This is a genomic window from Fenollaria timonensis (assembly GCF_001457835.1).
Lineage (GTDB): Bacteria > Bacillota > Clostridia > Tissierellales > Peptoniphilaceae > Fenollaria > Fenollaria timonensis.
Genome location: NZ_LN898229.1, coordinates 665,643 through 679,658, shown reverse-complemented (window position 1 = coordinate 679,658; position 14,016 = coordinate 665,643). Strand labels below are relative to the sequence as shown.

5 protein-coding genes are annotated in these 14,016 nt (G+C 36.2%); all 5 read right to left on the bottom strand.

Annotation, left to right across the window (positions count from 1 at the left end; translation table 11 throughout):
• Positions 1 to 3,556: InlB B-repeat-containing protein (locus BN3004_RS03135; protein ID WP_349267113.1), on the bottom strand; the 3,556-nt coding region annotated here is incomplete at its 3' end.
• A 68-nt stretch (positions 3,557 to 3,624) separates the two neighbouring features.
• Positions 3,625 to 9,024, bottom strand: coding sequence for a hypothetical protein (locus tag BN3004_RS03130; protein WP_058259800.1), 5,400 nt, complete (start codon positions 9,022 to 9,024; stop codon positions 3,625 to 3,627).
• Positions 9,025 to 9,590: 566 nt separating this feature from the next.
• Positions 9,591 to 10,373, bottom strand: coding sequence for a bifunctional hydroxymethylpyrimidine kinase/phosphomethylpyrimidine kinase (thiD, locus tag BN3004_RS03125; protein ID WP_058259799.1), 783 nt, complete (start codon positions 10,371 to 10,373; stop codon positions 9,591 to 9,593).
• A gap of 143 nt (positions 10,374 to 10,516) precedes the next feature.
• The gene (locus tag BN3004_RS03120; protein ID WP_058259798.1) at positions 10,517 to 12,304 is read right to left on the bottom strand and encodes an S-layer homology domain-containing protein; all 1,788 of its coding nucleotides are present in this window, start codon (positions 12,302 to 12,304) and stop codon (positions 10,517 to 10,519) included.
• 265 nt (positions 12,305 to 12,569) lie between these two features.
• The gene (locus BN3004_RS03115) at positions 12,570 to 14,015 is read right to left on the bottom strand and encodes a nicotinate phosphoribosyltransferase (RefSeq protein ID WP_058259797.1); all 1,446 of its coding nucleotides are present in this window, start codon (positions 14,013 to 14,015) and stop codon (positions 12,570 to 12,572) included.
• Between the last annotated feature and the right edge of the window lies 1 nt (position 14,016).

The window sequence follows — 14,016 nt, the reverse complement described above, 5'->3', positions numbered from 1 at the left end:
TATCTGGGTTTGGTGTTACGCCTGGATCTACTGGTCCAATGACATCTGTTAATTTTGTAAATGTTCCTGTTACTGTTAGGTCTTTATCTACTGCTGTTTTGTTATCTAAAGCTGGTGTCCATTTGTCAAATTTGTAGCCTGTTGCTGGTGTTGTTTTTGGTGCTGTTACGTCTGCTAATGTTTTCTTAGCTGTCTTTAATACGTATACAGTGTTTTCTTTTGCTACTGTTCCAGTTGCTGTATCGGCTGATACAAATGTTACTGTCCAATATAGTTTTGTATCTGGGTTTGGTGTTACGCCTGGATCTACTGGTCCTATGATATCTTTTGTAAATGTTCCTGTTACTGTTATGTCTTTATCTATTGCTGTCTTGTTATCTAGGGCTGGTGTCCATTTTTCAAATGCGTAGCCTGTTGCTGGTGTTGTTTTTGGTGCTGTTACGTCTGCTAATGTTTTCTTAGCTGTCTTTAATACGTAATAAGTGTTATTCGCATCTACTGTTCCAGTCTTTTCATCTGCTGATACAAATGTTACTGTCCAATATAGTTTTGTATCTGGGTTTGGTGTTACGCCTGGATCTACTGGTCCTATGATATCTTTTGTAAATGTTCCTGTTACTGTTATGTCTTTATCTACTGCTGTTTTGTTATCTAAAGCTGGTGTCCATTTGTCAAATTTGTAGCCTGTTGCTGGTGTTGTAGTTGGTGCTGTTACGTCTGCTAATGTTTTGTTAGCTGTCTTTAATACGTATACAGTGTTTTCTTTTGCTACTGTTCCAGTTGCTGTATCGGCTGATACAAATGTTACTGTCCAATATAGTTTTGTATCTGGGTTTGGTGTTACGCCTGGATCTACTGGTCCAATGACATCTGTTAATTTTGTAAATGTTCCTGTTACTGTTAGGTCTTTATCTACTGCTGTTTTGTTATCTAAAGCTGGTGTCCATTTGTCAAATTTGTAGCCTGTTGCTGGTGTTGTTGTTGGTGCTGTTACGTCTGCTAATGTTTTGTTAGCTGTCTTTAATACGTATACAGTGTTTTCTTTTGCTACTGTTCCAGTTGCTGTATCGGCTGATACAAATGTTACTGTCCAATATAGTTTTGTATCTGGGTTTGGTGTTACGCCTGGATCTACTGGTCCAATGACATCTGTTAATTTTGTAAATGTTCCTGTTACTGTTAGGTCTTTATCTACTGCTGTTTTGTTATCTAAAGCTGGTGTCCATTTGTCAAATTTGTAGCCTGTTGCTGGTGTTGTTTTTGGTGCTGTTACGTCTGCTAATGTTTTGTTAGCTGTCTTTAATACGTATACAGTGTTTTCTTTTGCTACTGTTCCAGTTGCTGTATCGGCTGATACAAATGTTACTGTCCAATATAGTTTTGTATCTGGGTTTGGTGTTACGCCTGGATCTACTGGTCCAATGACATCTGTTAATTTTGTAAATGTTCCTGTTACTGTTAGGTCTTTATCTACTGCTGTTTTGTTATCTAAAGCTGGTGTCCATTTGTCAAATTTGTAGCCTGTTGCTGGTGTTGTAGTTGGTGCTGTTACGTCTGCTAATGTTTTGTTAGCTGTCTTTAATACGTATACAGTGTTTTCTTTTGCTACTGTTCCAGTTGCTGTATCGGCTGATACAAATGTTACTGTCCAATATAGTTTTTTATCTGGGTTTGGTGTTACGCCTGGATCTACTGGTCCTATGATATCTTTTAATTTTGTTGCACTTGCTGTGAATCTAAAGTATCCTTGTCTTTTAAGAAAAGCTGGTGATTTCTGTGTAACTGTTCTATCTGTTGGTGTCCATGTTACTGGTCCTTTGTATCCATCATTAAATGTTATATCTTTTTCTTGTGGGAAGTCTTTATCTTGGAATACTGTTCCTTCTTTAGCGTATGTTTTTCCAGTTGTTGTTATACTTTCTACACCTGTTGACGCTATAAATCTTACTTCTATTTTATCTTTTGGTAGGTCTTCTTCTTTTGGTGCGTCTGGATCTGTGTTATTAGGGTCTACTTTAACTATATGTTCCCATACATATAGCCATTGGTGATCAACTGTTAATGTTGAACCGTCACCAAATGTTACTAGTAGTGTTCCTTCTTTTTTTCCTGCTTCTGCTGATGTTCTTGCTGGGATTGTATTTTCTGTTACTGTTGCATTAGCTAAAAGTGAATTTACCACAGCTGCGTCATTAGTATCAGTTGTTTTTGGAGCAACTCCCTTGTTCCAATCAACAGTATCGCCTTTCCAAACCTTGATTGTTACTGGGTCTAGTCCGCCAAGTTCTGTTACTTGTTCGGCTACTGATTTTGTGTATTGGGCATTATAAGTTGCTGTTGTTACTGCTGTTGTATCTGTTGGAACTTTTGGTGTCCATGGTTTTTTTGCATCTTGTGCAACATCTTCTGTTTTGCCATTTACAAGTTTTTTTCCTGTTGTTGACAATTCTTTTATTGCATCTTGTAGGTTTGCATTATCATAATTAACGCCTTTTTTTACATCAATATATGATTTTTGCTTTCCTGCATATAAACCATTATTGTGGGTTCCTGTAATGCCGTCAGCTTTATTTTCATTTGCGTCAAATGTTAAACGAACGTAACCATCTGCAGGAGTTACAGGGTCGCCATTGTTATCAGTTGGTGGTACGATAACATCTTTTTGATATATCATTTTGATTGTGCCGATTTGTTTTGCGTTTGGTGCTGATATATCAAGTTTATATTCCTTATTATCTATAGTTACTGTTTCGCCAGTAGATTTATTATCAACTTTATAAGTTAAACCATTTTCTGCTGCGTTTAGTTCATCTTCGTCAATAAGTTCAGAATCTCTCATATTGATTTCTCCTGAACTTTCTGGCAAGTCGATTTCAACATCTGTTAATCCATCTGCTGTAACCTTTGGCATTGTACCTGTTGGTAAATCTGCTGAGTCTGTTAATTCTCTTCCATATGGGTCTACGTATTCAACGTTGGCTCTTGGTTCGGCAAGTTCTGTGATTGTTATATTAAATAACAAGCCTCCTGGAACACCAGTACCATTACCAGAATTATATGTTACACGAATCTTTATATTTTGATCAAAATCTGCTTCAATAGATGCTGTTTTTGCTAAAGTTCCGTCAACTGGCCAACCAACATAGTATTGAGTTTCTCCAGCTGCATTTATAGTTGCAAAAACTTTTGAATGTTCTTGTCCATCTGCTGTCTTCCACTTAGCTGTAAGTTTAAATTCACTGTTAGGAAGTGCACTCCAATCAAATACTCCTCCGTTAAGTCCTACTGCTGTTAAATTTACTATAGTGTCGTTGCCTTGATTCAATGGAGCTGCTCTTCTTACTCTTCTTTGAGCTTGTCTTTCAGGCAATTCAAAAGTAAATACTTCCTTATTTCCTTCTACTTTTCCTTTTAATTCAGTTGCTGTTACTGAACCTTCAGTGTTTGTATCTTGAGTATTTAAATCATTAGATTCTGCAAATACTGTTCCACTAAAAGTTGAAACTAGCATTAAAACTGCTAAGAAAAATGAAAGTAATCTTTTACTAAATTTCATTTTACCTCCTTTTGGGGAGCTAAGCTCCCCACCTCAACCTACTAATTTCTTTCTTGTATCAATCTATCCTACCTAACTGATTTTTCGTATGGATTTGTTGTATAATTCTTTGTGCCTTCTCTTACTATACCTGATACAACTAGAATGTCTCCTGATTCTAACTTGTTATCAAATGTAATTCTTTCGAATTTTTTAGCTTCTTTTAATGTTATAGTTTGTGTTTCAGCTTCTTTTCCGTTTCTCATAACTTTTACAGTTACTTGAGCATTTGCTCTATCTGCTGAAACTTTTATAAATTTCTTTCCAGCTCTAACTCCACTTAGAATTACTTCAAGTTGATAGCTTTCTGTGTAATCAACTTTTTTTGTTTCGCTGTTACCAAATCTATCAGATGCTATTATCTTAATTTCAGGAATATTTCCTTCTTCAATTCCCTTCCTTAGTGTAGTGTTAAGATCTTCGATTATATTTTCTTTATTTTCCACTGTAATTTCTTTTAGAATTTCTATAGCAGGTGTACCGTCTTTATAATTAATTATGATCTTAACTTTTCTTCCATCTGGAATTTCATTTATAGTTCCTCTTAGGTCGATAAATCTTCTAAATGCTTCGTCTTCAGCTTTTGCATTTGTAATAGGAGCGGCTCTATCTAGTTTTACATACTTACGATTTTCATCGCCAGTAGCTGGTGTGTAAGGACTATCGCCAGTTCCTGTTGAATCGCTAGGATTAAGACCTGGTTGTTCAGATTTTATTCTTACTATGTCGCCATCTTTTACGGTGTCATCTAAAGTAATTTCTTTTTGTGTTCCTTTGTCATTATCAGAATCAAGAGTTACTTTACCTACATCAACCCATTTATTTTGAGTTTCGTCCCACTTTTGTGCAGTATAAGTTGTTCCCTTAGTAGGTTTATTTAATACAGGGTCTGGAACTGTAAATTCAATCTTTGATTTTCCATCGGCATCATTATGAATTTGTTTCATATCTTCAACAGGTGCAGATTTACCTCTCTTGTTGATTGTAATTCTTCCTTCTGGACCTGTGACTTCTTGTCCATTCTTTTCTACTACATATTTAGCTACGATGTCTTGTCCTGCTTTTCCATTTAAATTAAGTGGACTTAAAACAAGTCTGTCTCCATTAGGAGTGGCTGTTATAGTTCCGTCCGTGTAAGAACCATCATTTTGTTTTGCAAGAGTGGTTTCAGCACCATCAGCAACTTTTAAAACAATCTTTTTAATATCAGCTTTCTTTTCAGCTTCTGTCCAGTGTAATTTAGCTTCTGTTTCATCATCATATACATTGTCAAAGACTGGTTTTAGGACTTCAATTGGAGTAGATGTGTTCCAAATTTCATATCCAATTACTTCTTTATCAACTCCAGTTGTTTCAAGTGCTTTTCTTGAAGTTGCAGATGTAAAGGCATCTACACCAACTGTAAAGGCTTGATCTTTTGCGACTGGATCGCCATAGGGGTTGCCTGCATTTTCGTGTAAGTTCTTTGGTGCGTTAGGATCTTGTGTAGCAGTTGCGTCTTGTAATCTTATATAAGTTTTTGCTCCCAAATTATCCCAGTTTGGTGATTGGAAGTTTGCATAAGCATCTTTTTTATCATCTGTAACTATTACTGATACATAAGATTTTCTTTGTCCTAATTCGTCAAAGCCTGGAAGTTTCCAAGTTAATGGAGTTTTTGATTTGCCATCCCATGATTTTAATGAAGCTTTTCCACCTTCTAGTGGATAGTAGTTAGCGTTTTGGTGAACTGTTGGTGTACCAAAATTAGTTACAGCAGTTCTGTGTAGCAAGCCTACATTTACAGAATGTTTCTTAGCTTCTTCAACATTGTTCACATACTTACCATATTGTCCTTGATTCTTATCAATGTTCTTATAAGAAGGATAAACTTTTACATCAAAGAATGGTCTGTAGTTTGCATATAAGTGAAGGTCTTTGCCCTCATCAATTGCATCTAAGAAAATATTATATTTTCCTGTTCCTTGATTATCATCTTGACTTGGGACATCTTCTGCTCTCAAAGCTAAAGAGAAAGTATTTGGAATATATCTTTCGTATTTGTATTTATCTCCTGTTATATCTTTGATCCATTCTGTTCTCTTTGGAATTCTCTTTGTTCCACCTGCAACCACACCATTAATTAATTCGCCAATTCTTTCATTGTTTTGACCAGCGATTAAATCTGATTTTTGTGGGTCGTTATCGAATCTATATAGGGTCCAACCAAGGAATGAATGTTTTGGTTTGTTAAATACTTTTGCATTTGTATCTTTAATTTTATCAATTTCAGATTGTTCTCCAGTTACTGGAACTTTTGGAAGCTCTTTAATAACAAGATTACCTTTCATTTTAGAAATAGTTGAACTTGATACAGCGTCTATAACGTCATTTGTCTTGTCAATATCTGAAATAGTTACAGGAATTGTTATAGTTGCTTCGTCATTAATATTATCGGTATTGTTGGAGTGAAGGACGATATTAATACCTTCGCCATACACTGCATAAACTGTTCTTTCTTTATCGATTGGAGATTTTGAATCGAAGATGTAATTTTCATTTGCATCTACTTTTTCCCAATCTTTAGCTTCTTTTATAACTTTGTTATTATCTCTAAGTTCGTTAAATTGTTCTACAGCAGTCTTTCCACCAGCTATGTCTGTTAGCTTAGTAGTTGTCCAACCAAGAATTCTCTTACCTTGTGGTACATTTATTTCATCTTTGGTTGGCATTTGTCTCTTTAAGAAAGCTGCCTTTTGATCCTTATTTGTTAAATCATATTCTAAACCGTCATGGTTAAGGATGTTTTGATAAGTTCTTCCATCAACTTCCTTAGTTTTGTTGTTTTCATCAACATATCTAACATAGTCGCCTTCAAAACCTGATGGTTTATAATCTTTGTTTACTTCTCCAGTCAAGTAATCATATCTGTATTGCTTGCTTAGAGGAGCAATCTTTTCAATAACAGGAAGATTTTCCTTTGATTTTTGTCCATTAAGGTCAAATTTTACTTTTGTTTGAACTTGTTCTATAACTGGTTCTGATTTTAAAGAAGTTTCAGAATAAGTTGTAAATACTATAGGTTGGTCTCTTAATAATCCAAGTTCTGCAACAGATTTATTTTCAGTTGCATACTTAATGCTTTCTGCACCAAAATATTGTTTCTTGATATTGAAAGCAAGTCCTTCGTATTCCTTCTTATTAAAAATTCTCTTTTCAAAAATGTCTGATGTGCCATCATTATTTACTGCGAATTTTTGAGGATCTTCTTTTCCGTCAGATCTTAAATAAGCAGTTGTATCACCGCTATTATTTTCTTCTGTATTAATAAATGATTTTCCTAAATAATGTGTAGACTTAGTTTCTCCTGGGATGTAAAGTTCTGATCTTACTCCGCCTTCACTTCTCATAATTCCAGTAAATTCTTTAGAATCTATGAAAATTTCATCTACTATAGGAACATACTTTTCAATTACGGCTGTTGCACCAACAGTTGAAATCGAATTTTTAAAGTACATTGGTGGATAGAAAAGATCAGAGCCATCAGCTTTAGTGACTTTTTTAAGTCTTAAAAATTTATTACCTGTTAATGATTGTTTATTTTTTAGTTTATCTCCTGATGATCCCTTTTGTTCTCCTGTAACTATATCAAAATCAACAAAATCAGGATACTTTCCTTTGTTTCCATAGTCAAGGTTTGGCAAATAAACTGTTATAGGAGTTCCTTTCTTTATAGTCATACCAGTCTTTATATTATGATCTCTCAAATAAAACTGCCAGCCATACATATTTATAGCGTAATCATCAGTATCAGGGAAGAAAGCATGTCCTTCTCTTTTCCAAGACTTCCAAATTCCTTCGCTGCCACCTATGTTTAGTACAAAGTCTTCTTTTTCTGAAGTAGTTATCATAGAGCTTGTTATATTTACGTATGGATTGAAGTTAAGAGTGAAGAAATTGTTTTTGTTAGGTTGTATAACTATATCTTCAGTCGTAGTTGCAGTGTATTTTCTAACTCCTTTGTTGTTTGATAGAAGATATCTTGTATCAAACATAAAGTTCTTTGATAGTTCCTTATCCTTAACTAAATCTTCATTTATCTTTTCCGGATCTATATTGTATTCAAAAACCATGATTGAACCTGAGTCTTGAGGCCCATTTCTCAAAATATTATTAAAATCTGTTGTTATAGTTTGAACATAGTTTGGATCTGCTGAGTCAGGATTGTCTTTGTACTCATAGCCTGTTTCTGCAAATTGTAAGAATACAGCACCATCTACACGGTTAAATGTTGGGTTTCCTTCTCCATCAAGCTTTGCTGAGCCGTCTGGATTTAATTCCAAACCTTCTATATAGCTTGCGTAGATAGGAAGTTTTGTTCCAATTGGTGTTTCATTTTCAGATAGGAAATAGATAGAACCGATTTGATTTTTTTCTTCTTCTGTCTTACCTTTGTTTCCTAAGTCAAGATATTTGATGAAGTCTCTATCAAGAGTTTGTCTAATGGCATATTTATCTCCATCCATCCTTCCACTGACAACATCAGAAGCAAAAGTGTAGATAAGTCTAACTTTCTTATCGTCTCTATCAAGTTGTAGAGATGAGTCTGCTGAGTGGAACTGGTCATTTTGTCCACCAGATTGTGTCATTGATTTAGTAGTTGCTTCCATTAAATCCTTAGGTCTTTTTGATAAATCTCCTACAACTGCAGTTTTAGTGTAGGTATTATATCCTAGCGCAGCATAGTCAGCACCCTTATATCCTCCAGCTGTAGAGAATATCTTTAGGTTGTCATTGTTTCCATTATATAGTCTTAATTGAACTGCTTGTGTCTTTTGTGCAAAAGTCTTATCCCAATCAGTATCAGCTTTTAAAACTATATTAACTTCTCTGTGACCATATTGAGCACCTACATTTCTATAAGGGAATTGTAGACAGTTGGCGCTTTGTCCCCTAACAGAAGATGCATTTAGTGTATCAAAATTGTTAATAGCAAAAACTTCTGTCTGTTTCCAAAGTACATATGAAGCATCCTTATCAATCTTTTGGTATAACTCAGATGGAAACCTCATAACAAATCTAGACCAAGGATAACTGTCAGCTTGGTTTCTTTGGCTTACTTCGAATTTTAGAACTATCCTTCCATTTTGGTCATAGTATCTGCCAAGGTAAGTAAAGCCAAGGGTATTAAGTGGGTCAGCTCCTCTTTGTCCTTTGATTATCTTTACATTTTCAGGTAGTGGCCAATAACCAGCACCATCATCTTTAGCTGCACTGTCTTCTTCCCAGTTAACTGAAGGTTTCCCTTCTGGATCTACTGCACGAGTAGATGTGCCAGGAAGTTGTGGTTCTTCTGCGAAAACATTCACTGGCATCATTGTCACTATCATCAAGAATGCCATGACTAGCGCAAGTGTTTTTCGCAAGTAATGTTTTTGAAAATTCTTCATAAATTTCTCCTTTCTTATTTCTTGCATAAGCAAGTTATTTTTGAACTTCTGTACCTCTGATGCCGCTTTTAAATCTATAAAAAAACAGACGTGTCGTGCCACTGACTCGTCCGTATAATCGTAGTATAATTGCGTGATTGTTAAGTAAATGATTATAATAAGTAGAGAATTTTTAACTAAGTATAAGCATGCGGTTTAGTTAATGTCCTTTACTTGTTTCGACCTTTTTGATAGCATCTAATGAAGCTTTATCGGTGGCACAGAAGATCGTATTTGTTTGTACATTCATTTTAGCACGTGTATGTCTAAATGTCAAGTTTAAATTATATTTTTAAGAACATTTTTCATATATAGACAGTAGTGTAACCCCCCCCATCTCATTTTCTCGTTTTCTGTCTATAAACATGCGTATGTACTTTATATGTCTAATGGATGGGCAATAAAAAATGCCAGGCGATTTGCTCGTCTAGCATTTGGATTTCATTATATTCTCTTCCTTATTATATATGTTATATATGCTTTATATTGTTTCGCAGTTATTTTGCTCTATCTGCATTTGAAATTTTTTATACATGCCAGATAGCCCCCTCGTTTCGTCCCAAATTTATGCGCTCTTGAAGACATAGCGTTAAGTATTCTAGTCCAAATCTCACTGCCTCTTCCATCTTATATCCCTTTGCTAAGTATGTAGCTATGGCGGTGGAGACTGTTGTGCCTAGTCCAAAGGCGGCTCTATCTACTCTCTTCCTATCTATAATTTTCTCTTTGCCATCCACTACTAATACATCTTTTAGTTCGCCTTCGAGTGCGCCTCCTGTAATCAGGACGCTTGTACCATAATCAAGGTGAAGCTTTTGTGCTGCGGAAAGCATTTCGGTAACAGTATTGACTTTCATCCCTGTTAAAGTTTCTGCCTCTTTCATGTTTGGTGTAAGTAGCGTGACTTTATCGAAGACGTTTTCTTTTATATACTCAAGTGTTTCGGCGTCTGTGTAGACGTGGCCGAACTTTGATGCGATGACTGGGTCTAGGACGACGGAAACATCTCTAAAATATTTATCTAATGCGTCTTTCACGGCTTTGGCCTGATTGATGTTTGAGATGAGTCCTACTTTGACGCAGCCGATGCGAAAGTCCTCGCTCGCTGCCTTGATCTGGTCGTAGACCATGGATGAGGAGAGGGCAAGTCTTGAGATGCACCTTTGTGTATTTTGGCTGGTCACGCATGTTGTCGCGACTGTGCAGTAGCTATTTAGTTTTAGTGCTGTCTTGACGTCTGCCTCGACGCCTCTTAGGGCGCTTGAGTCTAGTGCCGAGATTGACAGTATTACGGGCTTTTCTTTTAGCATGGATACTCTCCTTTATTAAGATGATTTTATTACATTCGCTTATCTTTGTCAAGATGCTTATATTTATGGTGATGGCTGTGCCATAATTATAGTGTGGCATAAAAAAGCTCTCTGAGTTTGTCTCAAAGAGCTTGATATATTTATTAACTTTCTATGAATCTAATGATTTTGTATATTGTTAGTGCAAGGTCTTCTCTTGTGTATGTGCCTTGTGCGTTGTAATTATCTTGACTTTCGCCATTAACAAGGCCTAGCTCGTCCATGTACTTAACTTGATCAAGTGCCCATGAAGCGATCTTGTCTTGGTCTTTGTAATTAAAGTCTTTTACTTTTGGCATATTGATTTTGTGTTCTTTTATGAAGTTATAGATGACTGAGGCAAACTCTTGGCGTGTGATCTTTTGTGTTGCCTTTAGTGTTTTGTCTGGGTAGCCTTTGTAGATGCCGTGTGTTAGTGCCCATGTCATTGCATCTGCGTACCACTCGTCTCCTTTTATGTCCTCGTAGTCGATAAGGCCAACGGATTTGTCTTTGGAAATGGTCATAAGGACTTGTGCTAGCATGGCGCGATTGATGGCTAATTTGCCTTTGAACTCTGTGTCTGAAACGCCGCTAAGTACGCCTCTTGCGATAAGCTCTCTGATTGCTTCGCCTTTTTCGCCTTCTGGTAGGTCTTTGTGCTGAACTAGTCTAAGTGCTTGTGCTGGCGCTAGTATGCCGTAGTCTTGTTTTTCTTCTATTTTTGTTTCTGGTTTTGTTTCTTTTTTAGCTACTTTGTCATTTTTGCTTTGTTTTGTATTTTTTTCATTGCTTTCGTTTTTCTTGTCTTTATTATATCTATCGTATCTATCATTTCTATGATTTCTATTATTTTCATTATTTTTTCTCTCTGGCATTTCTTCTTTTTCTTTAGTATTATCTTTCTCTTTATTATTTGGCTTTGTATTATTATTTTCTTCTGCTTTTTTATCTTCTTTTACTATTAGTTTTTGATTTTCTAGAGTTAATTCTGTATCGTCTGTGAATTTTAATTTGATTTTGCCAGACTTTTCGCCCGCTGTCTTTGTGTCTCTTGCTGATTCGTCTGTAACTGTAGCGTGGTCTAAGTGACCTTGGTAGCCTTGTTTATCTGCTACGGAGTCTTTTATTTTAACGCCGTCTTTCCAATTAACATTGTCGTTTTTATTAACTGTGATGTCTTGTGCTTCGATTTTGTCTTTTATCTCGTTAACTATAGCGTTTCTAAATGGCATTCTTAACCAGATGAAGGCTTCTTTGTCGTCGCAGGCCTTTTTACTAAGTCTTATTCCGCCTTCATGATTATTCATACTTTCAAGCTTTGTATCCTCTTTAAGTGACATCGAAGCTTTTAGGCCTTCATATATCATATCTTTGATTGCATCTTTTGTCTGTGTTTCATTTAAATTACCAATTTCTGTTTTTAAATCGTTTCCTTCTTTTTCATCAAGTTTAAATTTTAGCTTGTCAATTTTTCCTTCTCTATATAAGTCAGTAATTGTTCCTGCGAGGCTATCCATATCTATATCTGAAAACTTTTTATCTTTATTCACTATTGTAAATAGCAATTCATAATGTGCTACATAATTAGCAGGATTTTGATTGCTTTTTACGTCTATGTCTTTTAACTTATTAAGTCTAAGTACATAATCATCGTTTTTCGTATTAACGCTTTCAATTTTATTTTTAAGCGCCTCTTCAAGCTCTTCTAAAGCCTCTTCATGTGTTTGGCAACCAGCAACTGTTTCTGCTTTTACTTCTTCTTTTACTACTTCTTCTGAAGCTACTACCGTCTGTGCGTTTTTCGCATCTGTCATGTCTGCTTCAACGCTCTCTGCCTTGATGTACTCGAATTGTGATAGTGCAAAGGCAATGATGAATGCTAGGGAAATAATTCTTTTTAATTTGTTCATTTTAAAACTCCTCTCTTAAGCCTTAATTTTTCGGCTCGTGTATTAAATAATGCATAAGCGCCCATAAATCTAAGGCTTGACCCTGCCTTATATATTACTTGCGATTGCGAAATAATTATAACATTTACGGAGTACGAAATTGTTTACAAAATATTTACAATTTTAATTATGCTAATGGCAGTGCCATATTTATAGTAATGGCTATGCCATAAATATAGTGTTGCATAAAAAAGCTCTCTGAGTTTGTCTCAAAGAGCTTCCTATACTAATGTTTTTTATTAAGCATATCGTTTTTGATTGTCCAAAGCTTTTTGCTTAGGTCGACGTAGTACTCGTGAGGATTTTCAAGTCTTTTAACTTCGTCCCAAAGCTTATCGACTTCTTCTAGTGAATACTTTTGCACTTCGTCGATTGTCTTCTTATTATATACTAATTTACCTTTGTCGAAAATTTTCTTTAGTAGCGGCACTGCTGTGTAGTTTGTAAGTGTTTTCTTCTTCCATGTGTATAATGGATGGAAGATCTCGATATCTTTTGTGAAGTCAATCTCTTCATCATGTGTTGTAACGAGGTCGGCAAGCGCCTTTCCTGTTTCGTTATCGTATAATCTATATAGCTTTTTAAAGCCTGGTGTGGTGATTTTTTCGACGTCGCCACTAATTTTAATCTTGTATATCTCTTTGCCGTCTTTGAATGTGGATACAAGTTTGTATACGCCGCCAAAAACTGGCTCGCTTCTTGATGTGATCAGTCTTTCGCCAACACCAAAACCATCGATTTGGGCGCCTTGACCAAGAAGGTCTTTGATCACGTACTCATCAAGTGAGTTTGAGACCATGATCTTAACGTCTGGGTAGCCTGCTTCGTCAAGCATTACTCTTGCTTTTTTCGATAGATAAGCAAGGTCACCTGAGTCTATCCTTATACCGACGCCTTCATGACCATTTGCCCGAAGTTCGTCAAAAACCTTTATCGCATTTGGTATGCCTTCTTCGAGTGTATTGTATGTGTCAACGAGTAAAACACAGGAGTCTGGATAAACTTTCGCATAGGCTCTAAAGGCTTCTAGCTCTGTATCGTACATTTGTACCCATGAGTGAGCCATAGTGCCTGTGGCTGGAACGCCGAAGAACTTGTCTGTGATAGTGTTTGCTGTGGCTTTCGCGCCGCCGATGTAGGCTGCTCTCGCGCCAAGTATCGCTGCTTCACTCGCTTGGGCACGTCTCGAGCCAAATTCCGAGATGGCTCTGCCCTTAGCGACTCTAACGATCCTGCTTGCCTTTGTCGCTATCAAGGATTGGTAGTTTATCGTAAGAAGTATCATTGTCTCCATGATTTGCGCTTCTTTAACCGGTCCCTTAACTATGATGATGGGTTCCTTTGGAAATACTGGTGTTCCCTCTTCTACTGCCCATACATCGCAGGTAAATTTGAAATTTCTTAAAAAGTCCAAAAATTCTTCTGAAAATATCTTTTTGCTTTTAAAGTAATCTATATCATCTTCTGTAAATTTTAGATTTTCTATATATTCAATGACTTGCTCAAGTCCTGCGGCGATGGCGAAGCCACCATTGTCAGGGACTTTTCTAAAGAACATATCGAAGACTGCCTCTGTATCTGCTACGCCATTGGCAATGTAGCCGTTGGCCATGGTGAACTCGTAGTAGTCCGCCAGCATCGATAGGTTTATGCTTTTATTATCTTTATTCATC